We start from the raw sequence: 25,454 nt of genomic DNA on the forward strand, positions 1-25,454 counted from the left end.
GGGCATTATTATTTTTGAAATCGGGGGTCGGAATGTATGCATTAACCCAGGGCCGGATCTTTACCGGTCATGAATTTCTTGATGACCATGCGGTTGTTATCGCTGATGGCCTGATTAAAAGCGTCTGCCCAGTAGCGGAACTGCCGCCAGAGATTGAACAACGTTCACTGAACGGGGCCATTCTCTCCCCCGGTTTTATCGATGTGCAGTTAAACGGCTGCGGCGGCGTACAGTTTAACGATACCGCTGAAGCGGTCAGCGTGGAAACGCTGGAAATCATGCAGAAAGCCAATGAGAAATCAGGCTGCACAAACTATTTGCCGACGCTTATCACCACCAGCGATGACCTGATGAAACAGGGTGTTCGCGTGATGCGCGAGTACCTGGCAAAACATCCGAATCAGGCATTAGGTTTACACCTGGAAGGCCCGTGGCTGAATCTGGTGAAAAAAGGTACCCATAATCCGAATTTCGTACGTAAACCGGATGCCGCGCTGGTCGATTTCCTGTGTGAAAATGCCGATGTCATTACCAAAGTAACGCTGGCACCGGAAATGGTTCCAGCAGAAGTGATCAGCAAACTGGCAAATGCCGGGATTGTGGTGTCTGCCGGTCACTCCAATGCAACGTTAAAAGAAGCGAAAGCCGGTTTCCGCGCGGGGATTACCTTTGCCACCCACCTGTATAACGCGATGCCGTATATTACCGGTCGTGAACCGGGCCTGGCGGGCGCAATCCTCGACGAAGCGGACATTTATTGCGGTATTATTGCCGATGGTCTGCACGTTGATTACGCCAACATTCGCAATGCCAAACGTCTGAAAGGCGACAAACTGTGTCTGGTCACTGACGCGACTGCGCCAGCAGGTGCCAATATTGAACAGTTCATTTTTGCGGGTAAAACAATATACTACCGCAACGGACTTTGTGTGGATGAAAATGGTACGTTAAGCGGTTCATCCTTAACCATGATTGAAGGCGTGCGTAATCTGGTTGAACATTGCGGTATCGCACTGGATGAAGTGCTGCGTATGGCGACGCTCTATCCGGCTCGTGCGATTGGCGTTGAAAAACGTCTCGGCACTCTCGCCGCAGGTAAAGTGGCCAACCTGACCGCATTCACACCTGATTTTAAAATCACCAGGACCATCGTTAACGGTAACGAGGTCGTAACCCAATAAGAGAAAGTATGACACCAGGCGGACAAGCTCAGATAGGTAATGTTGATCTCGTAAAACAGCTTAACAGCGCGGCGGTTTATCGCCTGATTGACCAGCATGGGCCAATCTCGCGAATTCAGATTGCTGAGCAAAGCCAGCTTGCCCCCGCCAGCGTAACCAAAATTACGCGTCAGCTTATCGAACGCGGGCTGATCAAAGAAGTTGATCAGCAGGCCTCCACCGGGGGCCGCCGCGCTATCTCTATCGTCACCGAAACCCGCAATTTCCACGCAATCGGCGTACGTCTCGGTCGTCACGACGCCACCATCACCCTGTTTGATCTCAGCAGCAAAGTTCTGGCAGAAGAACATTACCCGCTACCGGAACGTACCCAGCAGACGCTGGAACATGCCCTGCTGAATGCCATTACTCAGTTTATTGATAACCACCAGCGCAAGCTGCGGGAGCTGATCGCCATTTCAGTGATCCTGCCAGGGCTGGTCGACCCGGACAGCGGCAAAATTCACTACATGCCGCATATTCAGGTGGAAAACTGGGGGCTGGTTGAAGCACTGGAAGAGCGTTTTAAAGTGACCTGCTTTGTCGGCCACGATATCCGCAGTCTGGCGCTGGCAGAGCACTACTTCGGTGCAAGTCAGGATTGCGAAGACTCCATTCTGGTGCGCGTGCATCGCGGAACGGGGGCAGGAATCATCTCTAACGGGCGCATTTTTATCGGCCGCAACGGCAACGTCGGCGAAATTGGCCATATTCAGGTCGAACCGCTGGGAGAACGCTGCCACTGTGGCAACTTCGGCTGCCTGGAAACTATCGCTGCCAACGCTGCCATTGAACAACGTGTGTTGAATCTGTTAAAGCAGGGCTATCAGAGCCGTGTGCCGCTGGATGACTGTACTATCAAAACAATCTGCAAAGCCGCGAACAAAGGCGATAGCCTGGCCTCGGAAGTGATCGAGTATGTAGGTCGTCATCTGGGCAAAACCATCGCCATTGCTATCAACTTATTTAATCCGCAAAAAATTGTCATTGCCGGTGAAATCACCGAAGCCGATAAAGTGCTACTCCCTGCTATCGAAAGCTGCATTAATACTCAGGCACTGAAGGCGTTTCGCACTAATCTGCCGGTGGTACGTTCTGAGCTGGATCACCGCTCAGCAATCGGCGCTTTTGCGCTGGTAAAACGCGCCATGCTCAACGGTATTTTGCTCCAGCATTTGCTGGAAAATTAATGTGCTTTTATAGTGGCGCTTATTGTTGTCAATATTCTGGGTAGTCCATGACCATTAAAAATGTAATTTGCGATATCGACGGCGTGCTGATGCACGATAACGTCGCCGTACCGGGTGCAGCGGAATTTTTGCACGGGATTATGGATAAAGGCCTGCCGCTGGTGTTGCTGACCAACTATCCTTCGCAAACCGGACAAGATCTGGCGAACCGCTTTGCCACTGCCGGTGTCGATGTGCCGGACAGCGTGTTTTATACCTCCGCGATGGCAACCGCCGATTTCCTGCGTCGCCAGGAAGGCAAGAAAGCGTATGTGGTGGGCGAAGGCGCACTGATTCATGAACTGTACAAAGCTGGTTTTACGATTACCGATGTGAACCCTGATTTTGTGATTGTTGGCGAAACGCGCTCCTACAACTGGGACATGATGCATAAAGCGGCCTATTTCGTCGCTAATGGTGCACGCTTTATCGCCACCAACCCGGACACCCACGGGCGCGGTTTTTATCCCGCCTGTGGCGCGTTGTGTGCAGGGATTGAGAAAATATCCGGGCGCAAACCGTTCTATGTTGGTAAGCCGAGTCCGTGGATCATCCGTGCGGCATTAAACAAAATGCAGGCCCACTCGGAAGAAACGGTGATTGTCGGCGATAACTTGCGTACCGATATTCTGGCGGGCTTCCAGGCCGGTCTGGAGACGATTCTTGTGCTCTCCGGCGTTTCGTCGCTCGACGATATCGACAGCATGCCGTTCCGCCCAAGCTGGATTTACCCGTCAGTCGCTGAAATCGACGTTATCTGAATAGCAACCACGTCTCAGGGCGTGGTTGATATTGATGACAAACGCCAAACTGCCTGATGCGCTACGCCTATCAGGCCTACGCAGCTCCTGCAATATATTGAATTTTCATGCATTTGTAGGCCGGATAAGGTGTTCACGCCGCATCCGGCATGAACAAATCGCACTTTGTCAGCAATTTGGCCCCCGTAAAATACAACCATTCAATAAAACCCGCTAAAAATTATCGATTCATCAATAAATACATCCTCACACCAGACCTTTTTTCACCAATCGACAATCACTATTACGTTTTTTATTTTTCCACTGCCAAATCGCTTGCGCACAGTGCTGCTTTGCGGCATTTTTTTAAACAAGCAAACACAACAAGCAACAAATACCAGGTTAACGGAGAAGGTTATGTGTTCAATTTTTGGCGTATTCGATATCAAAACAGACGCAGTTGAACTGCGGAAGAAAGCACTCGAGCTGTCACGCCTGATGCGTCATCGTGGCCCGGACTGGTCCGGTATTTATGCCAGCGATAACGCCATTCTCGCCCACGAACGTCTGTCAATTGTTGACGTTAACGCGGGGGCGCAACCTCTCTACAACCAACAAAAAACCCACGTACTGGCGGTAAACGGTGAAATCTACAACCACCAGACATTGCGCGCCGAATATGGCGATCGTTACCAGTTCCAGACCGGGTCTGACTGTGAAGTGATCCTCGCGCTGTATCAGGAAAAAGGGCCGGAATTTCTCGACGACTTGCAGGGCATGTTTGCTTTTGCCCTGTACGACAGCGAAAAAGATGCATACCTGATTGGTCGCGACCATCTGGGGATCATCCCACTGTATATGGGCTATGACGAACACGGTCAGCTGTATGTGGCCTCAGAAATGAAAGCCCTGGTGCCAGTTTGCCGCACGATTAAAGAGTTCCCGGCGGGGAGCTATTTATGGAGCCAGGACGGCGAAATCCGTTCTTATTATCATCGCGACTGGTTCGACTTTGATGCAGTGAAAGATAACGTGACCGACAAAAATGAACTGCGTCAGGCACTGGAAGATTCCGTAAAAAGCCATCTGATGTCTGACGTGCCTTACGGCGTGCTGCTCTCGGGTGGTCTGGATTCCTCAATTATTTCCGCTATCACCAAGAAATATGCCGCTCGTCGCGTGGAAGATCAGGAACGCTCTGAAGCCTGGTGGCCGCAGTTACACTCGTTTGCTGTAGGTCTGCCGGGTTCACCGGATCTGAAAGCAGCCCAGGAAGTGGCGAACCATCTGGGTACTGTGCACCACGAAATTCACTTCACTGTACAGGAAGGTCTGGATGCCATCCGTGATGTGATTTACCACATCGAAACCTATGATGTGACCACCATTCGCGCTTCAACACCGATGTATTTAATGTCGCGTAAGATCAAGGCGATGGGCATTAAAATGGTGTTGTCCGGTGAAGGTTCTGACGAAGTGTTTGGCGGTTATCTTTACTTCCACAAAGCGCCGAACGCTAAAGAACTGCATGAAGAGACGGTGCGTAAACTGCTGGCCCTGCATATGTATGACTGCGCGCGTGCCAACAAAGCGATGTCAGCCTGGGGCGTGGAAGCACGCGTTCCGTTCCTCGACAAGAAATTCCTCGACGTGGCGATGCGTATTAACCCGCAGGATAAAATGTGCGGTAACGGTAAGATGGAAAAACACATCCTGCGTGAATGTTTTGAGTCGTACCTGCCTGCAAGCGTGGCCTGGCGGCAGAAAGAGCAGTTCTCCGATGGCGTCGGTTACAGTTGGATTGACACACTGAAAGAAGTGGCGGCACAGCAGGTTTCTGATCAGCAACTGGAAACAGCCCGCTTCCGCTTCCCATACAACACGCCGACCTCAAAAGAAGCGTATCTGTACCGGGAGATTTTTGAAGAACTGTTCCCGCTTCCGAGCGCCGCTGAGTGCGTACCGGGCGGTCCTTCCGTCGCGTGTTCTTCCGCTAAAGCGATCGAGTGGGATGAGGCGTTCAAGAAAATGGACGATCCTTCTGGTCGCGCGGTTGGTGTTCACCAGTCTGCATATAAATAAGACGTGTAATATTGCCCCGGAGAAATCCGGGGCAATTTCAGTTACTGGGGAGCTTGTTGATTCTGATACGCAGTGAGGAAATGTTCCGGATTTGCTACATCGCTGTCAGATAACTCATTATTGTAAGCGACTGACCAGGTTGCCGATTCCTCCGGGATATGCAGGCTTCCATTTCCCTCTTTCAGGCGTAATAACTCAAAAGATTCACCCTTGATTATAGCGGTATAAGATTTCTCACCTTCCTGCAATACTTTTACTTTGCAGCGAAAAATCTGACCATCGATGTCATTATCAACATGCGATACCTGAACGAGTGCCTCATTAGACGCTTTCGGCCCGATTCGCATCATCCACACCACAGCGCCTTCCTGCCCACGATAGCCAAAAACATATTTACCGATTTCCGGTTTGACCGTATCGGCAAACGCGGATTGCATAAGTATTAAGACACCCATCAACATCGTCATAAAACGCAGCATAGTATTCCCTCAATAAATCGCCTGAAGTGATAGCAGAGATGCAGGCGTAGCGCTCCCTGCCCTGTCCTGTCGCAACGGGCCAGTATTTCATAGATTAATTTCCCACCACTATTGTTGAATTCCGAATTTCATCCTGTATGACAAAAGAATGGCTGTAGGGTGGGGAAAAAACACAAAGTAAACAATAATTGACGAATATAGCGCCACGCTGTTCGCAACCTAACCAAACAGTCACTTTCGAGCAATTTTCCTTGAAAAAGAGGTTGACGCTGCAAGGCTCTATACGCATAATGCGCCCCGCAACGCCGATAAGGTATCGCGAAAAAAAAGATGGCTACGTAGCTCAGTTGGTTAGAGCACATCACTCATAATGATGGGGTCACAGGTTCGAATCCCGTCGTAGCCACCATCTTTTTTGCGGGAGTGGCGAAATTGGTAGACGCACCAGATTTAGGTTCTGGCGCCGCAAGGTGTGCGAGTTCAAGTCTCGCCTCCCGCACCATTCACCAGAAAGCGTTGTACGGATGGGGTATCGCCAAGCGGTAAGGCACCGGTTTTTGATACCGGCATTCCCTGGTTCGAATCCAGGTACCCCAGCCATCTTCTTCGAGTAAGCGGTTCACCGCCCGGTTATTGGGGTATCGCCAAGCGGTAAGGCACCGGTTTTTGATACCGGCATTCCCTGGTTCGAATCCAGTACCCCAGCCATCGAAGAAATAATCTGGCTACGTAGCTCAGTTGGTTAGAGCACATCACTCATAATGATGGGGTCACAGGTTCGAATCCCGTCGTAGCCACCAAATTCTGAATCTGTCGAATAGATTCGGCAAATTCAAAAACAAATTTGTTGGGGTATCGCCAAGCGGTAAGGCACCGGATTCTGATTCCGGCATTCCGAGGTTCGAATCCTCGTACCCCAGCCAATATTATTCAAGACGCTTACTTTGTAAGTGCACCCWGTTGGGGTATCGCCAAGCGGTAAGGCACCGGATTCTGATTCCGGCATTCCGAGGTTCGAATCCTCGTACCCCAGCCACATTAAAAAAGCTCGCTTCGGCGAGCTTTTTGCTTTTCTGCGTATATTCAATGCCGAATGTGATGCTGACACGTCTTATCCTTCAATGTCGGATGCGACGCTGGCGCGTCTTATCCGACCTACGGTTGGCATGCATCCGGCAATGTTGTAAGGCTACAACCCTAACGCATATTTCAACGCCTGACGTTTCAACACGCCAGCACGTTCCGCCGCCATCAAACCAAGATTACGTATAAAACGCAGCGGCGGCAGATTATTGCTGAATCCGGCATAAAACAGATCCATACCGCTTTGCATAATGAAGTTATCCGCCATGCGCCGCATCTGGTAACGTTTGAGCACAGGATAACTGGCCCACGCTTCGCCATAGCTGCGGGCGTTGACCAGAACATCAATCAGGGCATCAACATCACGATAACCAAGATTCACTCCCTGCCCCGCCAGCGGATGGATGGTATGCGCGGCATCGCCCACCAGTGCCAATCCCGGCTGAACATACTGCAACGCATGGCGACGCGTCAGCGGAAAAGCGCCAGCGGCAAGCGGCGTCACGTACCCAAGACGCGACGGGAAATGCTTCGCGATTTCCGCCTGTAACTGCGCCATATTCATATTCTGCAACTGGCGAATGCGCGCCGGAGAGTCATACCACACCAGCGATGCCCAGTTATCAAACAATGGCAGAAACGCACGCGGTCCGTCCGGGGTAAATTGCTGCCAGGTGCTGTCGCCGGGATCGTTCTCACACTGTACGCTAATCAACATACACGACTGCGCATACTGCCAGGCATGAACGCCAATTCCCGCCATCTGTCGCACCTGCGAATTTGCGCCGTCGGCACCAATCACCAGCTTCGCGCGGATCGTTTCACCGCCATTCAGTTCCAGCTCCTGAAGATCATTATGGCGATGCAGCGCAATCAGCGAAGTTGGCACACGTAACGTTACTTTCGGATGCGCTTCCAGCGTCTGCCACAACGCCTGTTGCAGGACAGTGTTTTCTACCATATAGCCCAGCAACGGTAACTTAAGTTCAGCGGCGTCAAACGCCACATGCGCCGTTTCCCACTCCCACGTTTCCAGTCTGCGATAAGGATGGCAACGCATGGCCTGTACCGCATCCCAGACGCCTAAACCTTTAAGCAATGATACCGAAGCCGCGCTGATCGCCGAGATCCGCACATCCGGCTGGCTGTCAGCGACAAACGGTGCAGGTTCTGCATGCTCGATTACCGTTACCGCAAATCCGTGCTGTGCCAGCCCCAGCGCCAGTGCGCCGCCGACCATTCCTCCGCCGACAATGGCAATTTCCGTTGGTTGATTTGTCATGGTCAATCATCCTGTTAGCAATATGCTTTAAGTTTACAGGATTTTTACCCCCAAGGGCTGATAACGCTCATACTGGTCACAACGGCAGCAAAGCATTACACTATGCGCCCTGCATTCCTGGCTACTATTTCGCAAGAGCAAGTCGATGACCAAAAAACTCCATATTAAAACCTGGGGCTGTCAGATGAACGAGTACGATTCATCGAAGATGGCCGATCTGCTGGATGCCACCCACGGCTATCAACTGACCGACGTGGCGGAAGAAGCGGATGTGCTGCTGCTGAACACCTGCTCAATCCGCGAGAAGGCTCAGGAAAAAGTCTTCCATCAGTTGGGTCGCTGGAAACTGTTAAAAGAGAAGAATCCAGACCTGATTATCGGCGTCGGCGGCTGCGTGGCATCGCAAGAAGGCGAGCACATTCGCCAGCGCGCCCACTATGTCGATATTATTTTTGGGCCGCAAACGCTGCACCGTCTGCCGGAGATGATCAACTCCGTGCGCGGCGACCGCAGCCCGGTTGTAGATATCAGCTTCCCGGAAATCGAGAAGTTTGACCGTCTGCCGGAACCGCGCGCCGAAGGGCCGACCGCGTTTGTCTCCATCATGGAAGGCTGCAATAAATATTGCACCTACTGCGTGGTGCCTTACACCCGTGGTGAAGAGGTAAGCCGTCCGTCCGACGATATTCTGTTTGAGATTGCCCAGCTTGCTGCTCAGGGCGTGCGTGAAGTCAACCTGCTCGGTCAGAACGTGAACGCCTGGCGTGGTGAAAACTACGACGGCACCACAGGATCGTTTGCCGATTTGCTGCGTCTGGTTGCTGCGATCGACGGAATCGATCGTATTCGCTTTACCACCAGCCATCCGATCGAATTCACCGACGATATCATCGAAGTGTACCGCGACACGCCGGAGCTGGTGAGCTTCCTGCACCTGCCGGTACAGAGCGGTTCCGATCGCATTCTTAACCTGATGGGCCGTACTCATACGGCGCTGGAGTACAAAGCGATCATCCGTAAACTGCGTGCGGCGCGTCCGGATATTCAGATCAGTTCTGACTTCATCGTTGGCTTCCCTGGCGAAACCACCGAAGACTTCGAGAAAACGATGAAGCTGATTGCCGACGTCAATTTCGACATGAGCTACAGCTTTATCTTCTCTGCACGTCCGGGTACGCCAGCCGCCGATATGGTTGATGATGTTCCGGAAGAAGAGAAGAAGCAGCGTCTGTATATTCTGCAAGAACGTATCAATCAGCAGGCGATGGCATGGAGCCGCCGGATGCTCGGTACCACCCAGCGTATTCTGGTAGAAGGTACATCGCGTAAGAGCATCATGGAGCTTTCTGGGCGTACCGAAAATAACCGCGTAGTCAACTTCGAGGGCACACCGGATATGATCGGTAAATTCGTCGATGTAGAAATTACCGACGTCTACCCGAACTCTCTGCGCGGTAAAGTGGTGCGAACTGAAGATGAAATGGGTCTGCGCGTGGCAGAAACACCAGAATCGGTGATTGCCCGTACCCGCAAAGAAAACGACCTTGGCGTGGGTTATTATCAGCCGTAATTCTCAGGCCCGCCGGTCTGGTAAGTTTTGAGACTGACGACAAACGCAAATTGCCTGATGCGCTACGCTTATCATGCCTACATAATTCCAGCAATATATTGAATTTGCATGAATTTGTAGGCCGGACAAGGCGTTTACGCCGCATCCGGCATGAACAACACGCACTTCGTCAATAATCACTGGCCCGCCGTTCCGGTGGGCCTTGTTTTTTCTCTCTTTATCCCCATCTTTATCGCAATGCTTGCGCCTTTTTCCTGTGGCGTGAATAATTTCGTTATAGGCCGGTGAATGTTCAGCTTCCGGCGGCATACAGATAAGAGGAACGGTTTGAACATAGACACTCGCGAAATCACCCTGGAGCCAGCAGACAACGCGCGTCTGTTGAGCCTGTGCGGCCCGTTTGATGACAACATCAAACAACTCGAACGCCGTCTCGGCATCGAAATCAATCGCCGCGATAACCACTTTAAACTGACCGGCCGCCCGATTTGCGTCACCGCCGCGGCAGACATTCTGCGCAGCCTGTATGTCGATACCGCCCCAATGCGCGGTCAGATTCAGGATATCGAACCAGAACAGATCCACCTTGCGATTAAAGAAGCGCGCGTGCTGGAGCAAAGCGCGGAGAGCGTGCCGGAGTACGGCAAAGCGGTCAATATCAAAACCAAACGCGGCGTAATTAAGCCGCGCACGCCAAACCAGGCGCAGTACATCGCCAATATTCTCGACCATGACATCACCTTCGGCGTTGGCCCGGCGGGTACGGGTAAAACCTACCTGGCAGTGGCTGCGGCTGTTGATGCCCTGGAGCGTCAGGAAATTCGCCGTATTCTGCTGACTCGTCCGGCAGTAGAAGCCGGTGAGAAACTGGGCTTTCTGCCTGGCGATTTAAGCCAGAAAGTAGACCCGTATCTGCGCCCACTGTACGACGCGCTGTTTGAAATGCTGGGTTTTGAGAAAGTCGAGAAACTGATTGAGCGCAACGTTATTGAAGTCGCGCCGCTGGCCTATATGCGTGGTCGTACGCTGAACGACGCGTTTATCATTCTTGATGAGAGCCAGAACACCACCATCGAACAGATGAAGATGTTCCTGACCCGTATCGGTTTTAACTCAAAAGCGGTTATCACCGGCGACGTCACGCAGATCGACCTGCCGCGTAATACCAAGTCTGGTTTGCGTCACGCCATCGAAGTGCTGGCCGATGTCGAAGAGATCAGCTTTAACTTCTTCCACAGCGAAGACGTGGTTCGTCACCCGGTGGTGGCGCGTATCGTTAACGCCTATGAAGCCTGGGAAGAAGCCGAACAAAAACGTAAAGCGGCGCTGGCGGCAGAACGCAAGCGCGAAGAACAGGAACAAAAATGAGTCAGGTGATCCTCGATTTACAACTGGCATGTGAAGATAATTCCGGGTTACCGGAAGAGAGCCAGTTTCAAACATGGCTGAATGCGGTGATCCCGCAGTTTCAGGAAGAGTCGGAAGTGACTATTCGCGTGGTCGACACCGCCGAAAGCCACAGTCTGAATATGACCTATCGCGGTAAGGATAAGCCGACCAACGTGCTCTCCTTCCCGTTTGAAGTGCCGCCTGGCATGGAGATGTCGCTACTGGGCGATCTGGTTATCTGCCGTCAGGTGGTTGAGAAGGAAGCACAGGAGCAAGGCAAACCACTGGAGGCGCACTGGGCGCATATGGTGGTGCACGGCAGTCTGCATTTGTTAGGTTACGATCACATCGAAGATGACGAAGCAGAAGAAATGGAAGCCCTCGAAACAGAGATTATGCTTGCTCTGGGCTATGAGGATCCGTACATTGCCGAGAAAGAATAATTTGCCAGGTATTTGACTGGCAGACGTCCCCGCCGTTGGTGATTAACGACGGCGTTTTGATTAACTAACATGAGAACCCATACGACGCCATGAGCGACGACAATTCACACAGTAGTGACACGATAAGCAACAAGAAGGGATTTTTCTCCCTGTTACTCAGCCAACTTTTCCACGGTGAACCGAAAAACCGTGACGAACTGCTGGCGCTGATCCGTGATTCCGGGCAGAACGACCTTATCGACGAAGATACGCGCGATATGCTCGAAGGAGTGATGGACATCGCAGACCAACGCGTCCGCGACATCATGATCCCCCGCTCCCAGATGATCACCCTGAAACGCAACCAGACGCTGGACGAATGCCTTGATGTCATCATCGAGTCCGCCCACTCACGTTTCCCGGTGATTAGCGAAGACAAAGATCACATTGAAGGGATTCTGATGGCGAAAGACTTGCTGCCGTTTATGCGCAGCGATGCTGAAGCCTTCAGCATGGACAAAGTGTTACGTCAGGCGGTTGTCGTTCCTGAAAGTAAGCGCGTAGACCGGATGCTGAAAGAGTTTCGCTCTCAGCGTTACCACATGGCGATCGTCATTGACGAATTCGGTGGGGTTTCCGGTCTGGTGACCATTGAAGACATCCTGGAACTGATTGTTGGTGAGATTGAAGACGAGTATGACGAAGAAGATGATATCGACTTCCGTCAGCTGAGTCGTCATACCTGGACCGTGCGCGCACTGGCTTCCATTGAAGATTTCAACGAAGCGTTCGGCACCCACTTTAGCGATGAAGAGGTTGACACTATCGGTGGTCTGGTGATGCAGGCATTTGGGCATCTTCCAGCGCGTGGCGAAACCATCGACATCGACGGTTACCAGTTCAAAGTGGCGATGGCCGATAGTCGGCGTATTATTCAGGTTCATGTCAAAATCCCGGATGACTCACCCCAGCCGAAGCTGGATGAATAAAACCGAAACTGGATAGATAACTACATGGCTTTTGCCTCATTAATTGAACGCCAGCGCATTCGCCTGCTGCTGGCGTTATTATTCGGTGCCTGCGGAACGCTGGCCTTCTCTCCTTACGACGTCTGGCCTGCGGCGATTATTTCGCTGATGGGGCTTCAGGCGTTGACCTTTAACCGCCGTCCACTCCAGTCTGCCGCTATTGGCTTTTGCTGGGGATTTGGCCTCTTTGGCAGCGGTATTAACTGGGTCTATGTCAGCATCGCGACCTTTGGCGGAATGCCTGGCCCGGTTAACATCTTCCTGGTGGTGCTGCTGGCAGCGTATTTGTCGCTGTATACCGGACTGTTTGCTGGCGTGCTGTCGCGCCTGTGGCCGAAAACCACCTGGCTGCGCGTGGCGATTGCCGCCCCTGCTCTCTGGCAAGTGACCGAGTTTCTGCGCGGTTGGGTACTGACAGGCTTCCCGTGGTTACAGTTCGGCTATAGCCAGATTGATGGCCCGTTAAAAGGGCTGGCACCGCTAATGGGCGTGGAAGCCATTAACTTCCTGCTGATGATGGTTAGCGGCCTGCTGGCACTGGCGTTAGTCAAACGCAACTGGCGTCCGCTGGTGGTGGCCGTCGTACTGTTTGCCCTTCCCTTCCCGCTGCGTTACATCCAGTGGTTTACCCCGCAACCGGAGAAAACCATTCAGGTTTCGATGGTTCAGGGCGATATTCCGCAATCGCTGAAGTGGGATGAAAGTCAGCTTCTTAATACGCTGAAGATTTACTACAACGCAACGGCACCGCTGATGGGCAAATCATCGTTGATTATCTGGCCGGAGTCGGCGATAACCGATCTGGAAATTAATCAGCAACCGTTCCTCAAAGCACTGGACGGTGAGTTGCGCGATAAAGGTAGCTCGCTGGTCACCGGGATTGTCGACGCGCGTCTCAATAAGCAGAACCGCTACGATACCTACAACACCATCATCACACTGGGTAAAGGCGCACCGTACAGCTATGAATCAGCCGATCGCTATAACAAAAACCATCTGGTGCCGTTTGGCGAGTTTGTCCCGCTGGAGTCGATTCTGCGTCCGTTAGCACCGTTCTTTGATCTGCCGATGTCGTCGTTCAGCCGTGGGCCATATATCCAGCCACCGCTATCGGTAAATGGTATTGAGCTTACTGCGGCCATTTGCTATGAGATCATTCTTGGCGAGCAAGTGCGCGATAACTTCCGCCCGGATACCGACTATCTGCTGACTATCTCCAACGATGCGTGGTTTGGTAAGTCTATTGGTCCTTGGCAGCACTTCCAGATGGCGCGAATGCGTGCGCTGGAGCTGGCGCGCCCACTGTTGCGCAGCACCAACAACGGCATTACGGCGGTGATTGGCCCGCAGGGGGAGATTCAGGCGATGATCCCGCAATTCACCCGCGAGGTGTTGACCACTAACGTGACGCCGACCACCGGACTCACACCGTACGCGCGTACCGGCAACTGGCCGCTGTGGGTGCTGACGGCACTGTTTGGTTTTGCCGCTGTGTTGATGAGTCTGCGAGCACGTAAACGTTAATGTGCCTGATGCGCTACGCTTATCAGGCCTACGCGATTTTTGCAATATGTTGAATTTACGTGATTTTGTAGGATAAAGCGTACTTTCTCAACACGCTGTGGGGCATGATTATCATGCCCCTTTTTCTTACGGCTCAGGGATACAAGCCACATTGCCATATTGGGGATGACGAATAATTGCCTGCGGATCAAGCGAGCGCGTCCTGTCCAGTTGGATTAACCCGTTCTTCGCCATAACAAATATTTTTCTACCATCCGCTGAAAAACGAAGGTGATTAACGTAGCTGGCAGGATAAACGCCAATAATCTGCCCGGCATTAATATTGAGCAGGATGACATAACCTTGCAGGCCATATGACACCAACGCTAAATATTGACCGTCCGGGCTAATACCCTCAACGGAATAAACACTCCTGCTACACCATTGCGTCATAATGCTGGCTTGTTGATCCCCTACGCTTATACGTGAAATCCCCTGGCTATCGGCAAAAATAACCTCACCATTTTTGGGTCGGAATCCCATCGCAGAAACGACACCACGCGCATCACCTGCGGGAAAGTCTTCTTTCTGATGCGTGATGGTATTGATCCGCACGATGTTACCTCTGCCTGCTCCCGGAACCAGTAATGTTCTTTCATCCGGGGAAAGTGCCATAACCCAGGCGCCTGGTTTACCGCTTGTCCCCGTCCCGTCGTATTTCTCCAGCGGGATATCCGCCACATGCTGATAAGCCACCAGATCAATAGCTGACACACTATTACTGGTGCGATTCATCACCCAGGCTTTTGTTCCATCATGCGAGAGGATAAGGCTGTCAGGATGTGCGCCGGTGGTAATCGACTGAATAATCTCCCCCGTCGCCACGTTAATGACCGATAACGCATTCGCTTCAAATGACGTCGCATAAAGCAACTTTTCATCCGGGCTTAATGCCAGCGATCTGATGCCCTGATCTTTACAGCCACCACAATGTTTGACTGACTTTTCTTTCGCTATGGGCGCTGTAAAGGTATGCAGGATTTTCTTTTGTCCGAGGTCGAAAACAACAATACTGTTCGTGTTTTCAATTGCGGCATACAACGTATTACCATCCCGACTGATCGCCATATCATGGATATCGGCAATCTCAGCGAGCAAATCACCACTGGCCTGTTCACGACTTACCGGAGCGGATAATGTTTCCCTGAGGGCGTTGCGTTCCTCCGCTAACTGTTGCTTTTTTTGCCGTCGCTCTTGTTCAATCTCCTGCGGATAAAACGCTTCACGCAGGCTTTGCCTGACCTGTAAAACTGATTCATCAATCTGCTGCTGCGCAAGCCAGATAGCCCCGATAAGAAGAAGACTGCCCGCAACAATAATCCCGCCTTCCGTAACAAGCCGGTTTTGCCCAGATAAACGCGCACTCAGCCACCCCAACGCGCCACCCGCAATCAGGCCGCCAATATGACAAGCATTATCTATTCCTGTTTGCCGGGCACCATACAACAGTGTCAGCGCCACCATACCCAACAGAGAAAATACTCGCCGCTGGTTTTTATGGTGTGTACCCGCACCTGAAGTAAGCTGTGTTGCTATCGCAGCGCCAGCTATCCCCATAATTGCCCCGGATGCCCCAACGCTGATGACTATCTGCTCACTTTCGCGTAACGCATAACAGGCGCTGATGAGTCCACCAATGACGCCGGAGAACAACCAGATAATCAGGAGTCGCCATTTCCCCAGAATCCGTTCCGCCACAGCCCCCACCACCAGGAGAGCAAACATATTCATCAGCAAATGGGAAAAACTACTGTGCAGAAAGACACTGCTCAATAAGCGCCAGGGTTCACCCGACAACGTGAGAGAAGCAACGTTTGCGCCGAGATGGATAAGTGCGGATTGATCGACTTCTTCATAACTCATCCATTGTGCGAGGTAACAAAATATCCCAACACAGAGCGCAAAAAGGATAAGGGTTATTGCGGGTAATTGAACATTTAACGGCTTAACCGTAGATGCAGACATAAGGTGATTCTTCCTTGAAAAGACAGGTAAAAAGCATTTTTCCCGTGTGCAGTTATCATCCCGGCAAACGTCCCATACCGAAAAGTTAACCCTGTCCGAAATATGACTTTTTCAGTCTAAAATTACAACCGTAATTAATTCACACCTAAGTATTTTTTGGCATGTATGTTGCTTTATTTACTGTGTAAGCAATGAAATCAGCCGCGACGCAACCGGGTTGCACCATCACAAATCAGCGGTAGCACCAAAAAGGTGCGATTTAAGAATTTTGCTTCGGAATGGTGCGGCGCATCTCGCAAAAACAAACAATAAAACAGCATTATCTTTACATTTAGCCAAACTAAATGTTACCTAACAAGCACAACACTGCACAATAAAGTTGCAGATGATAACAACACAAACACTCACAACGGGTATCCATGCGTTTTTAACGCAGAAGATAAAGGAGTTGGATATGCAATTACGTAAACCTGCCACAGCAATCCTGGCCCTGGCGCTTTCCGCAGGACTGGCACAGGCAGATGACGCCGCCCCGGCAGCGGGCAGTACGCTGGACAAAATCGCCAAAAACGGTGTGATTGTCGTCGGTCACCGTGAATCTTCAGTGCCTTTCTCTTATTACGACAATCAGCAAAAAGTGGTGGGTTACTCGCAGGATTACTCCAACGCCATTGTTGAAGCAGTGAAAAAGAAACTCAACAAACCGGACTTGCAGGTAAAACTGATTCCGATTACCTCACAAAACCGTATTCCACTGCTGCAAAACGGCACTTTTGATTTTGAATGTGGTTCTACCACCAACAACGTCGAACGCCAAAAACAGGCGGCTTTCTCTGACACTATTTTCGTGGTCGGTACGCGCCTGTTGACCAAAAAGGGTGGTGATATCAAAGATTTTGCCGATCTGAAAGGCAAAGCCGTAGTCGTTACTTCCGGCACTACCTCTGAAGTTTTGCTCAACAAACTGAATGAAGAGCAAAAAATGAATATGCGAATTATCAGCGCCAAAGATCACGGTGACTCTTTCCGCACCCTGGAAAGCGGTCGTGCCGTTGCCTTTATGATGGATGATGCTCTGCTGGCTGGTGAACGTGCGAAAGCGAAGAAACCAGACAACTGGGAAATCGTCGGCAAGCCGCAGTCTCAGGAAGCCTACGGTTGCATGTTGCGTAAAGACGATCCGCAGTTCAAAAAGCTGATGGATGACACCATCGCGCAGGTGCAGACCTCCGGTGAAGCGGAAAAATGGTTTGATAAATGGTTCAAAAATCCAATTCCGCCGAAAAACCTGAACATGAATTTCGAACTGTCAGACGAAATGAAAGCACTGTTCAAAGAACCGAATGACAAGGCACTGAACTAATTACAAGAACCAGGGGCGGAAATTCCAGCCCTCTCGATTGTTACGTAGCACGGACAGACTATACGCCTGATGGTCGTTCCCCATCGGGCCTGAAAACCGCAATACGCTGGGTAACAATCTTCGAGGGTAGCAGTTAACGCTGCTACCCTCTTTTTTCTGGAGTAGATTTATGTCTATAGACTGGAACTGGGGTATTTTTTTACAACAAGCCCCGTTCGGCAACACCACCTATCTTGGTTGGATCTGGAGTGGTTTTCAGGTGACGATCGCTTTGTCGATCTGCGCCTGGATTATCGCTTTCCTCGTCGGTTCATTTTTCGGCATTTTACGTACCGTTCCAAACCGTTTTCTCTCCGGTCTGGGTACGTTGTATGTCGAACTGTTCCGCAACGTGCCGTTGATTGTGCAATTCTTTACCTGGTATCTGGTGATCCCGGAGCTGCTGCCGGAGAAAATCGGCATGTGGTTTAAGGCCGAGCTGGATCCCAATATTCAGTTTTTCCTTTCATCCATGCTCTGCCTGGGGCTGTTTACCGCCGCCCGTGTTTGCGAACAGGTACGCGCCGCCATTCAGTCGCTGCCGCGCGGGCAAAAGAATGCCGCGCTGGCGATGGGGCTGACGCTGCCGCAGGCTTACCGCTATGTACTGTTGCCTAATGCTTATCGCGTTATCGTCCCGCCAATGACCTCCGAGATGATGAACCTGGTGAAAAACTCCGCCATCGCCTCGACTATCGGTCTGGTGGATATGGCGGCGCAGGCGGGTAAATTGCTCGATTACTCAGCCCACGCCTGGGAATCGTTTACCGCTATTACGTTGGCGTATGTGTTGATTAACGCGGTTATCATGCTGGTGATGACGCTGGTTGAACGTAAAGTTCGCCTGCCCGGCAACATGGGAGGCAAATAATGTACGAGTTTGACTGGAGTTCCATTGTCCCTTCCCTGCCATATCTGCTCGACGGGCTGGTGATCACCCTGAAAATCACCGTCACGGCAGTCGTGATTGGTATTTTGTGGGGCACCATGTTGGCGGTGATGCGCTTGTCCAGCTTTGCGCCCGTAGCGTGGTTTGCCAAAGCCTACGTTAACGTATTCCGCTCGATTCCTTTAGTTATGGTTTTGCTGTGGTTTTACCTGATTGTGCCGGGTTTTCTGCAAAACGTGCTGGGATTATCGCCAAAAAATGATATCCGTTTAATTTCGGCGATGGTGGCGTTTTCGATGTTTGAAGCGGCCTACTATTCAGAGATTATCCGCGCCGGTATTCAAAGTATTTCTCGTGGTCAGTCGAGCGCCGCGCTGGCGTTGGGAATGACTCACTGGCAGTCGATGAAACTGATTATTCTGCCGCAGGCGTTCCGCGCGATGGTGCCGCTGCTGCTCACTCAGGGCATCGTACTGTTCCAGGATACCTCACTGGTGTATGTGTTATCTCTGGCTGATTTCTTCCGTACCGCCTCAACCATTGGTGAACGTGATGGTACGCAGGTTGAGATGATCCTGTTTGCCGGGTTTGTTTATTTCGTTATTAGCCTTAGCGCGTCGTTGTTGGTCAGCTACTTGAAAAGAAGGACAGCATAATGATTACCCTGAAAAATGTTTCAAAATGGTATGGTCACTTTCAGGTGCTGACCGACTGCTCAACCGAAGTGAAAAAAGGCGAAGTGGTGGTGGTTTGCGGCCCGTCTGGTTCCGGCAAATCAACGCTGATTAAAACCGTCAACGGCCTCGAACCGGTGCAGCAAGGTGAAATCACCGTCGATGGTATCGTGGTTAACGACAAGAAAACCGATCTGGCGAAGCTGCGTTCCCGCGTCGGGATGGTGTTCCAGCATTTCGAGCTGTTCCCTCATCTGTCGATTATCGAAAACCTGACCCTGGCGCAGGTGAAAGTGCTTAAACGCGATAAAGCACCGGCTCGTGAAAAAGCATTGAAATTGCTGGAGCGCGTGGGACTTTCCGCACATGCCAATAAGTTTCCGGCGCAGCTTTCCGGCGGTCAGCAGCAACGTGTGGCAATTGCTCGAGCATTGTGTATGGATCCTATTGCGATGCTGTTCGACGAACCGACATCGGCGCTGGATCCGGAGATGATCAACGAAGTGCTGGACGTGATGGTCGAACTGGCGAACGAAGGAATGACCATGATGGTGGTGACCCACGAAATGGGCTTTGCCCGCAAAGTGGCGAATCGGGTTATCTTTATGGACGAGGGAAAAATTGTCGAAGACTCGCCGAAAGAGGCTTTCTTCGATGATCCGAAATCGGACCGCGCAAAAGACTTCCTCGCGAAAATCCTGCATTAATCCTTCCGGCGCGCATACCCAGGTGCGCGCCATCTCACGCTTTCTCGTTTCGGCCCTCGTATCTGTTACATTCCGGCGTTACCCTTGTCGCAAAGAAACACACAACAAGGAGCAACAATGGCACTGCCAATTCTGTTAGATTGCGACCCAGGTCATGACGACGCTATCGCAATAGTTCTCGCCCTCGCCTCACCAGAGCTTGATGTCAAAGCCATCACATCTTCAGCCGGAAACCAGACGCCCGATAAAACATTACGCAATGTTCTGCGTATGCTGACCTTGCTTAATCGCACCGATATTCCGGTAGCAAGCGGTGCGGTAAAACCGTTAATGCGTGAGTTGATTATCGCGGACAACGTACACGGCGAAAGTGGACTGGACGGCCCGGCATTACCAGAACCGACGTTTGCACCGCAAAACTGTACGGCGGTGGAGCTGATGGCGAAAACGCTGCGTGAAAGTACGGAACCTGTCACCATTGTTTCTACCGGACCGCAAACTAACGTCGCCTTGCTGCTCAATAGCCATCCGGAACTGCATAGCAAAATTGCCCGTATCGTGATTATGGGCGGCGCAATGGGGCTTGGTAACTGGACGCCTGCGGCTGAATTTAATATTTATGTTGACCCGGAAGCGGCAGAAATCGTCTTTCAGTCCGGAATTCCGGTGGTGATGGCCGGTCTGGATGTCACTCACAAAGCACAAATCCACGTTGAAGACACCGAGCGTTTCCGCGCGATTGGTAACCCAATTTCAACCATAGTTGCCGAACTGCTGGATTTCTTCCTCGAATATCATAAAGACGAAAAATGGGGCTTTGTCGGCGCGCCGTTGCATGACCCATGCACCATTGCCTGGCTATTGAAACCCGAGTTGTTTACCACCGTGGAGCGCTGGGTCGGCGTTGAAACACAGGGGAAATATACCCAGGGGATGACGGTTGTTGATTATTACTATCTGACCGGTAATAAACCGAATGCCACTGTAATGGTCGATGTTGATCGTCAGGGCTTTGTTGATTTACTGGCTGAACGTCTGAAATTTTACGCTTAATACTCCTTATTGATTAAGATCACCACGTTTTACCAGGGTGGTCTTAATCTGGTTATCTCTTTTTCTTTCAAGATATAAATGCAATGGATAATGCAGAACTCGCCATTGGTATCGATCTCGGTACTACCAATAGTTTAATTGCTGTCTGGAAAGACGGTGCCGCACAATTAATTCCAAATAAATTCGGTGAATATTTAACACCATCCATAATTAGCATGGATGAAAATAATCATATTTTAGTCGGAAAACCGGCTGTATCACGGCGTACTTCGCATCCGGATAAAACCGCAGCGTTATTTAAACGTGCAATGGGCAGTAATACCAACTGGCGTTTAGGCGGTGACACATTTAATGCACCGGAATTGTCCTCTTTGGTATTGCGTTCATTAAAAGAAGATGCTGAAGAATTTCTGCAACAACCGATTAAAGATGTGGTGATCTCCGTTCCGGCTTATTTCAGTGATGAACAACGCAAGCATACCCGTTTAGCAGCAGAGTTAGCCGGGCTAAATGCAGTGCGCCTGATTAATGAGCCAACGGCAGCCGCGATGGCGTATGGCCTGCATACGCAGCAAAATACCCGCTCGCTGGTTTTTGATCTCGGTGGCGGCACGTTTGACGTCACGGTGCTCGAGTACGCCACGCCGGTGATTGAAGTTCACGCCTCCGCTGGCGATAACTTCCTCGGTGGCGAAGATTTTACGCATATGCTGGTCGATGAGGTTTTAAAACGCACGGAAGTTGCCAAAACCGCGCTTAACGAGAGCGAACTGGCAGCCTTATACGCCTGCGTGGAAGCGGCAAAATGTAGCAATCAATCGCCAATGCACATTCGCTGGCAGTACCAGGAAGAAACGCGTGAATGCGAATTTTACGAGAACGAACTGGAAGATTTGTGGTTACCGCTACTCAACCGCTTGCGTGTGCCGATTGAACAGGCGTTGCGCGATGCACGTCTGAAGCCGAGTCAAATCGACAGCCTGGTACTGGTCGGCGGTGCGTCGCAAATGCCGCTGGTGCAGCGAATCGCCGTGCGTCTGTTTGGCAAACTACCGTATCAAAGTTACGACCCGAGCACCATTGTCGCGCTGGGCGCAGCGATCCAGGCCGCCTGCCGCTTACGCAGCGAAGACATTGAAGAAGTGATCCTCACCGATATTTGCCCCTACTCGTTGGGCGTTGAAGTTAACCGCCAGGGCATTTCCGGCATTTTCTCGCCAATTATTGAACGAAACACCACTGTGCCCGTGTCGCGTGTAGAAACTTACTCAACCATGCACCCGGAACAGGATTCAATTACGGTTAACGTCTATCAGGGAGAAAACCACAAAGTTAAAAATAACATTCTGGTAGAATCATTCGATGTGCCATTGAAGAAAACCGGGGCTTATCAGTCGATTGATATTCGCTTTAGTTATGATATCAACGGGTTGCTTGAAGTTGACGTGCTTCTGGAAGACGGCAGCGTTAAGTCCAGAGTCATTAATCACAGTCCGGTAACATTGAACGCTCAGCAGATTGAAGAGAGTCGGGCGCGGTTATCCGCATTGAAAATTTATCCGCGCGATATGCTCATCAACCGTACCTTTAAAGCCAAACTGGAAGAGTTGTGGGCGCGTGCACTGGGTGACGAGCGAGAAGAGATTGGCCGGGTGATCACCGATTTTGATGAGGCGTTGCAGTCAAACGATATGGCCCGCGTCGATGAAGTTCGTCGACGGGCGAGCGATTATTTGGCCATTGAGATCCCTTAAACACGGCTGCCGGATGCGGCGTGAACGCCTTATCCGGCCTACTCGTAGGTCGGATAAGATGCATTAGCATCGCATCCGAAATTGAAAGATAAGATGCGTCAGCATCGCATCTAACTGAGCAACATCGCGATTTTGCCGAGAGCATAACCTATCACCAGCACCGTTAAGCTGATTTTAATAATGCTGGTAATGCTCTGTGGTTTTTCATCCTCATCATTTATCTCTTCATGATTTTCAGGTATAGGCTCATCGACATCTTCATCCACCGGCTCGAGTTTCACTTTCGTTAACAGCATCCGGGTGATAATGGCCTCTAATGGATGAGCGTCTCCGCCTTCCAGCCTTGTATTAAGACGGGCCAGCATCTCTTGTTTCGGAAATGCTTCCAGTACTACCTGTTCCGCTACCCGATACAGATCCAGTAAGGGTGAATCTTGCCCTGTCTCGCTACCGACTCTCGATTTCCACCACGCCCATGCTTTGCGTTTGAAGAATAACGACTCGATAAACGATTGACCTAACGGCGATAATTTTCCGCTATGTAAAATTTCCGCCCATAACAGCCGCGTCCGGGCGCTCTCACCAGGAACATATTTCAACGGTTTACCTTGCACATCAACCATGCTCTGCGCTTCGATAACCATCACTAACAGCGCGAAATAATCCGGGCAATGTTGTGCGCTCCACTGCAACAACAAATTATCGGCTTGTGTAGATGGGTAACTCTCCCGGTATGCGCAGAGATCGGCAAGCAGGCTTTCCCCCTCGCCGCAGTACAAACGTTGTGCACACTGGTAATACCGGGCATCTTCGCTTTCTGGTTCTTCCGTTTGCCACTGTTGGGCAACAGGAATGAGTTCCGCCATACCTGTTTGTACCGAGCTGTACCAGCGCAACAGTTTGCGATGTAACTTTGCATCATCAGGAATGAACCACGGACCTTCCATCGCCAAAAACGCAGTGACATAGTCAGGATGGTAACGGCAGCAACGTTCCAGCGCGAAGTAATACTCAACAGTCTGGTTCTGCAACGCAACAGGATATTCCAGAAGGCTACGGAAATCGAAACAATCACCAGCCTGAATAGCCTCAAGAAAAGCCTCCCGCTCTTCTTCATCCATTCCTTCGCTGTCACTAAATGAATGCCAGTTCAAACGCTCTGCCAGCAAAGAAGCACAATTTAATGAAAGATATCGCGCTTCTATAGCGATTGCACACAGCGGCCAGCGTAATTGTTCGACATCCTCCATGTTCCAGGTATTTAATTGCTGAATAAATTTCTGCCAGGCGGAGGGCTGAAAACGATCACTTTCTGAATCCAGTAATGTCCTGAATGCACGTAGTATTTCATGTTCAGCGGCGGCATCTTTATCTTCATCATCTACTTCCTCGACAGGATTGACCGCCAGCCGCAACGCCTCTTCATAGGCCTGACGTAACGCTTTAAACCCCTGCGGATCGGTTTCGGGATGACACAACGGTAAACGAGCAAGATAAGCCTGACGGATAATATCAACTTGTGTTGTGCTTTCGATTTCGAGGATTTGCCAACATGTTTTCATAGGTCGCTCACATCCTTAAGCGTTACCGGGCATTCAGGTTGGGCAGTTAATGGCTGCCAGGGAAGCGTGGCATAGAAACGATCGCTTCCCGCTACCAGCTCTTCGAACATCCGACTCCCGGCGCTATCATATTTGTACAAGGTCAGCGCCTCGCGTAGCGAAGCATTGTCTTCGCACTGAGCGGATTGCCAGTAGAGACGTCCTAACGAATAGGCGGAAAAATAGTGCATCCAACTCTGATAGTAATGGTGTGCTCGTTCATAGACGCGCGATTGCAGCCATAAACTCTCTTCTTCCGTCAGCCACTTGTTGAGCACACCGACCCGTGACAGAAACCCCATTCGAACATAATCCCAGGCTTTGATTCCCCCTTCCCCGCAGCACATAGCGGTTTGTGCAACAAATTGGGTATAAATCAGCCCTCTGTCAGAGCTACCAGCAATTAATGCTTTCCACTCTTCAGGTGAAGAGCGATGCCATGCCAGATATAACCCGGCTAAATCATTTGCGTGACCATCATCGGTCATTTGGTAAATAGTCTGAATTAAATCATCACGATTATTTATTCCCCAGGATGATGACAGATCAAACTCTTTTATTCCGGTATACATTTTTGGCGAGTCATGTGCCGGCTTGCATCCCTTATTAAGAATCTCCATTGGCGTAGAAAGCGCAAATAGAAGGCGTTGTTCTTCCTTATCCATTTATTAACAATCCTTTCAGTACATTAACTGACTACTTTTTTATTAATGATGAGTATAAACTTGACGCTTTCAAAATAAAAAGAAAATCGAAGTATTGATAAATGAACAAAAAAATATATTTTATATTCGCAATATTTATAGTTGCGGCTATCACTTGTATTAGCCAACCTAAGAAAACGACCTTGCGCGATAAAGCTATGGTGAATTATGTCTTTGATTATTTAAGATCACCAGGCAGCCTTCCGTTTACCACGGCAGCAACGGAGCTTTCCGCGATTCATGGTCACTCAACGTCGCAATATCGCCTTGGCGAATTTTATCTTCATGGTAGCGGCGGTAAACCACTGGATTATACACAGGCGAGATACTGGTATGAGCAATCAGCAGAACAGGAAAATCCGCGCGCACAAAGCAAACTGGGGTGGATCTACCTGAAAGGCCTGGGAGTCAAACCCGATACCCGTAAAGCAATTCTCTGGTATAAGGAAGCAGCTGAACAAGGGTATGCTCATGCTCAATATACTTTGGGTTTGATCTACAGAAATGGCACTGGTATTAATGTTAACCATTATGAATCTCAAAAATGGTTAAAACTGGCCGCCAAACAACATTACAAAAATGCGGAAAGATTGCTTGCCGGGCTTCCCGCACATTAAC

General features: G+C 50.7%; 21 protein-coding genes, 7 tRNA genes and 1 pseudogene. 23 read left to right on the forward strand and 6 right to left on the reverse strand.

Annotated features, from left to right (window positions below):
• Positions 1-32 precede the first annotated feature (32 nt).
• The 3 genes from nagA to nagD are packed head-to-tail and all read left to right on the forward strand — an operon-like array spanning position 33 to position 3,210.
• On the forward strand, positions 33-1,181 hold the full coding sequence (gene nagA, locus FFT88_RS08275; RefSeq protein WP_130259012.1) for an N-acetylglucosamine-6-phosphate deacetylase: 1,149 nt from the start codon (positions 33-35) through the stop codon (positions 1,179-1,181).
• A gap of 8 nt (positions 1,182-1,189) precedes the next feature.
• Positions 1,190-2,410, forward strand: coding sequence for a DNA-binding transcriptional regulator NagC (nagC, locus tag FFT88_RS08280; protein WP_130215043.1), 1,221 nt, complete (start codon positions 1,190-1,192; stop codon positions 2,408-2,410).
• Positions 2,411-2,457: 47 nt separating this feature from the next.
• On the forward strand, positions 2,458-3,210 hold the full coding sequence (nagD, locus tag FFT88_RS08285) for a ribonucleotide monophosphatase NagD (RefSeq protein ID WP_000153129.1): 753 nt from the start codon (positions 2,458-2,460) through the stop codon (positions 3,208-3,210).
• Positions 3,211-3,260: 50 nt separating this feature from the next.
• Here the strand turns inward: nagD and FFT88_RS25830 are convergent.
• Positions 3,261-3,359 (reverse strand): annotated as a pseudogene (locus FFT88_RS25830) (hypothetical protein); the annotation flags it as partial.
• Positions 3,360-3,606: 247 nt separating this feature from the next.
• On the opposite strand from FFT88_RS25830, the gene asnB reads away from it, so the two are divergent.
• Entirely contained in the window at positions 3,607-5,271 is a 1,665-nt protein-coding gene (gene asnB, locus FFT88_RS08290) for an asparagine synthase B (protein WP_135404597.1), read from the forward strand.
• Between the two features lie 41 nt (positions 5,272-5,312).
• On the opposite strand, the gene FFT88_RS08295 is transcribed toward asnB, so the two are convergent.
• Positions 5,313-5,750: a hypothetical protein gene (locus FFT88_RS08295; protein WP_135404598.1), complete on the reverse strand. Its 438-nt coding sequence runs from the start codon at positions 5,748-5,750 to the stop codon at positions 5,313-5,315.
• 332 nt (positions 5,751-6,082) lie between these two features.
• On the opposite strand from FFT88_RS08295, the gene FFT88_RS08300 reads away from it, so the two are divergent.
• From FFT88_RS08300 to FFT88_RS08330, 7 genes are all read left to right on the forward strand, one after another.
• Positions 6,083-6,159, forward strand: a tRNA-Met gene (locus tag FFT88_RS08300).
• Positions 6,160-6,167: 8 nt separating this feature from the next.
• A tRNA-Leu gene (locus FFT88_RS08305) sits at positions 6,168-6,252 on the forward strand.
• 23 nt (positions 6,253-6,275) lie between these two features.
• Positions 6,276-6,350, forward strand: a tRNA-Gln gene (locus tag FFT88_RS08310).
• Positions 6,351-6,384: 34 nt separating this feature from the next.
• Positions 6,385-6,458: transfer RNA gene (locus FFT88_RS08315), tRNA-Gln, on the forward strand.
• A 15-nt stretch (positions 6,459-6,473) separates the two neighbouring features.
• A tRNA-Met gene (locus tag FFT88_RS08320) sits at positions 6,474-6,550 on the forward strand.
• Positions 6,551-6,598: 48 nt separating this feature from the next.
• Positions 6,599-6,673 (forward strand) — tRNA-Gln (locus FFT88_RS08325).
• A 38-nt stretch (positions 6,674-6,711) separates the two neighbouring features.
• Positions 6,712-6,786: transfer RNA gene (locus tag FFT88_RS08330), tRNA-Gln, on the forward strand.
• A gap of 153 nt (positions 6,787-6,939) precedes the next feature.
• Here FFT88_RS08330 and ubiF read toward each other — a convergent pair.
• Entirely contained in the window at positions 6,940-8,115 is a 1,176-nt protein-coding gene (gene ubiF, locus FFT88_RS08335; protein WP_135404599.1) for a 3-demethoxyubiquinol 3-hydroxylase, read from the reverse strand.
• Positions 8,116-8,260: 145 nt separating this feature from the next.
• Here ubiF and miaB point away from each other — a divergent pair, with 145 nt between their 5' ends.
• The 5 genes from miaB to lnt all read left to right on the forward strand — a co-directional run bounded on the left by miaB (position 8,261) and on the right by lnt (position 14,048).
• Entirely contained in the window at positions 8,261-9,685 is a 1,425-nt protein-coding gene (miaB, locus tag FFT88_RS08340) for a tRNA (N6-isopentenyl adenosine(37)-C2)-methylthiotransferase MiaB (protein WP_000162740.1), read from the forward strand.
• A 327-nt stretch (positions 9,686-10,012) separates the two neighbouring features.
• Complete coding sequence (locus FFT88_RS08345; RefSeq protein WP_001018040.1) at positions 10,013-11,053, forward strand: PhoH family protein; 1,041 nt, start codon at positions 10,013-10,015, stop codon at positions 11,051-11,053.
• The gene (ybeY, locus tag FFT88_RS08350; protein WP_130206518.1) at positions 11,050-11,517 is read left to right on the forward strand and encodes an rRNA maturation RNase YbeY; all 468 of its coding nucleotides are present in this window, start codon (positions 11,050-11,052) and stop codon (positions 11,515-11,517) included. Before FFT88_RS08345 ends, ybeY begins: the two co-directional genes overlap by 4 nt.
• Positions 11,518-11,606: 89 nt before the next feature.
• Entirely contained in the window at positions 11,607-12,485 is an 879-nt protein-coding gene (corC, locus tag FFT88_RS08355) for a CNNM family magnesium/cobalt transport protein CorC (RefSeq protein WP_001278605.1), read from the forward strand.
• 24 nt (positions 12,486-12,509) lie between these two features.
• Positions 12,510-14,048 (forward strand): apolipoprotein N-acyltransferase, encoded by a 1,539-nt coding sequence (lnt, locus tag FFT88_RS08360; RefSeq protein WP_135404600.1) that lies wholly within the window; start codon positions 12,510-12,512, stop codon positions 14,046-14,048.
• A 126-nt stretch (positions 14,049-14,174) separates the two neighbouring features.
• Here the strand turns inward: lnt and FFT88_RS08365 are convergent, their stop codons facing one another.
• Positions 14,175-16,052, reverse strand: coding sequence for a rhomboid family intramembrane serine protease (locus FFT88_RS08365; RefSeq protein WP_135404601.1), 1,878 nt, complete (start codon positions 16,050-16,052; stop codon positions 14,175-14,177).
• Positions 16,053-16,506: 454 nt separating this feature from the next.
• On the opposite strand from FFT88_RS08365, the gene gltI reads away from it, so the two are divergent.
• From gltI to hscC, 6 genes are all read left to right on the forward strand, one after another.
• A complete protein-coding gene (gltI, locus tag FFT88_RS08370) occupies positions 16,507-17,415 on the forward strand; it encodes a glutamate/aspartate ABC transporter substrate-binding protein GltI (protein ID WP_001177085.1) in 909 nt (302 codons plus the stop codon).
• 169 nt (positions 17,416-17,584) lie between these two features.
• A complete protein-coding gene (gene gltJ, locus FFT88_RS08375; RefSeq protein WP_000020944.1) occupies positions 17,585-18,325 on the forward strand; it encodes a glutamate/aspartate ABC transporter permease GltJ in 741 nt (246 codons plus the stop codon).
• Positions 18,325-18,999: a glutamate/aspartate ABC transporter permease GltK gene (gltK, locus tag FFT88_RS08380; RefSeq protein WP_000272824.1), complete on the forward strand. Its 675-nt coding sequence runs from the start codon at positions 18,325-18,327 to the stop codon at positions 18,997-18,999. The genes gltJ and gltK overlap by 1 nt, the downstream gene beginning before the upstream one ends.
• Positions 18,999-19,724, forward strand: coding sequence for a glutamate/aspartate ABC transporter ATP-binding protein GltL (gene gltL / locus FFT88_RS08385; RefSeq protein ID WP_130219454.1), 726 nt, complete (start codon positions 18,999-19,001; stop codon positions 19,722-19,724). The genes gltK and gltL overlap by 1 nt, the downstream gene beginning before the upstream one ends.
• Positions 19,725-19,841: 117 nt before the next feature.
• Complete coding sequence (gene rihA / locus FFT88_RS08390) at positions 19,842-20,777, forward strand: pyrimidine-specific ribonucleoside hydrolase RihA (RefSeq protein ID WP_135404602.1); 936 nt, start codon at positions 19,842-19,844, stop codon at positions 20,775-20,777.
• An 83-nt stretch (positions 20,778-20,860) separates the two neighbouring features.
• Positions 20,861-22,531, forward strand: a complete 1,671-nt coding sequence (hscC, locus tag FFT88_RS08395) for a molecular chaperone HscC (protein WP_135404603.1) — start codon at positions 20,861-20,863, stop codon at positions 22,529-22,531.
• A gap of 110 nt (positions 22,532-22,641) precedes the next feature.
• Here hscC and djlC read toward each other — a convergent pair whose 3' ends face one another.
• Positions 22,642-24,093: a co-chaperone DjlC gene (gene djlC / locus FFT88_RS08400; protein WP_135404604.1), complete on the reverse strand. Its 1,452-nt coding sequence runs from the start codon at positions 24,091-24,093 to the stop codon at positions 22,642-22,644.
• Positions 24,090-24,797, reverse strand: a complete 708-nt coding sequence (locus FFT88_RS08405; protein ID WP_130222606.1) for a DUF1266 domain-containing protein — start codon at positions 24,795-24,797, stop codon at positions 24,090-24,092. Before FFT88_RS08405 ends, djlC begins: the two co-directional genes overlap by 4 nt.
• 101 nt (positions 24,798-24,898) lie before the next feature.
• On the opposite strand from FFT88_RS08405, the gene FFT88_RS08410 reads away from it, so the two are divergent.
• Positions 24,899-25,453, forward strand: a complete 555-nt coding sequence (locus FFT88_RS08410; protein WP_130222604.1) for a tetratricopeptide repeat protein — start codon at positions 24,899-24,901, stop codon at positions 25,451-25,453.
• Position 25,454 lies beyond the last annotated feature (1 nt).

The sequence above is a fragment of the Escherichia sp. E4930 genome, assembly GCF_005845405.1.
In the GTDB taxonomy this organism is placed as follows: Bacteria; Pseudomonadota; Gammaproteobacteria; order Enterobacterales; family Enterobacteriaceae; genus Escherichia.

What these genes read in the sequence shown, in the direction of transcription:
- nagA (WP_130259012.1), top strand. Translation starts at nt 33, where the DNA reads ATGTATGCATTAACCCAGGGCCGGATCTTTACCGGTCATGAATTTCTT.
- nagC (WP_130215043.1), top strand. Translation starts at nt 1,190, where the DNA reads ATGACACCAGGCGGACAAGCTCAGATAGGTAATGTTGATCTCGTAAAA.
- nagD (WP_000153129.1), top strand. Translation starts at nt 2,458, where the DNA reads ATGACCATTAAAAATGTAATTTGCGATATCGACGGCGTGCTGATGCAC.
- asnB (WP_135404597.1), top strand. Translation starts at nt 3,607, where the DNA reads ATGTGTTCAATTTTTGGCGTATTCGATATCAAAACAGACGCAGTTGAA.
- FFT88_RS08295 (WP_135404598.1), bottom strand. Translation starts at nt 5,750, where the DNA reads ATGCTGCGTTTTATGACGATGTTGATGGGTGTCTTAATACTTATGCAA.
- ubiF (WP_135404599.1), bottom strand. Translation starts at nt 8,115, where the DNA reads ATGACAAATCAACCAACGGAAATTGCCATTGTCGGCGGAGGAATGGTC.
- miaB (WP_000162740.1), top strand. Translation starts at nt 8,261, where the DNA reads ATGACCAAAAAACTCCATATTAAAACCTGGGGCTGTCAGATGAACGAG.
- ybeY (WP_130206518.1), top strand. Translation starts at nt 11,050, where the DNA reads ATGAGTCAGGTGATCCTCGATTTACAACTGGCATGTGAAGATAATTCC.
- corC (WP_001278605.1), top strand. Translation starts at nt 11,607, where the DNA reads ATGAGCGACGACAATTCACACAGTAGTGACACGATAAGCAACAAGAAG.
- lnt (WP_135404600.1), top strand. Translation starts at nt 12,510, where the DNA reads ATGGCTTTTGCCTCATTAATTGAACGCCAGCGCATTCGCCTGCTGCTG.
- FFT88_RS08365 (WP_135404601.1), bottom strand. Translation starts at nt 16,052, where the DNA reads ATGTCTGCATCTACGGTTAAGCCGTTAAATGTTCAATTACCCGCAATA.
- gltI (WP_001177085.1), top strand. Translation starts at nt 16,507, where the DNA reads ATGCAATTACGTAAACCTGCCACAGCAATCCTGGCCCTGGCGCTTTCC.
- gltJ (WP_000020944.1), top strand. Translation starts at nt 17,585, where the DNA reads ATGTCTATAGACTGGAACTGGGGTATTTTTTTACAACAAGCCCCGTTC.
- gltK (WP_000272824.1), top strand. Translation starts at nt 18,325, where the DNA reads ATGTACGAGTTTGACTGGAGTTCCATTGTCCCTTCCCTGCCATATCTG.
- gltL (WP_130219454.1), top strand. Translation starts at nt 18,999, where the DNA reads ATGATTACCCTGAAAAATGTTTCAAAATGGTATGGTCACTTTCAGGTG.
- rihA (WP_135404602.1), top strand. Translation starts at nt 19,842, where the DNA reads ATGGCACTGCCAATTCTGTTAGATTGCGACCCAGGTCATGACGACGCT.
- hscC (WP_135404603.1), top strand. Translation starts at nt 20,861, where the DNA reads ATGGATAATGCAGAACTCGCCATTGGTATCGATCTCGGTACTACCAAT.
- djlC (WP_135404604.1), bottom strand. Translation starts at nt 24,093, where the DNA reads ATGAAAACATGTTGGCAAATCCTCGAAATCGAAAGCACAACACAAGTT.
- FFT88_RS08405 (WP_130222606.1), bottom strand. Translation starts at nt 24,797, where the DNA reads ATGGATAAGGAAGAACAACGCCTTCTATTTGCGCTTTCTACGCCAATG.
- FFT88_RS08410 (WP_130222604.1), top strand. Translation starts at nt 24,899, where the DNA reads ATGAACAAAAAAATATATTTTATATTCGCAATATTTATAGTTGCGGCT.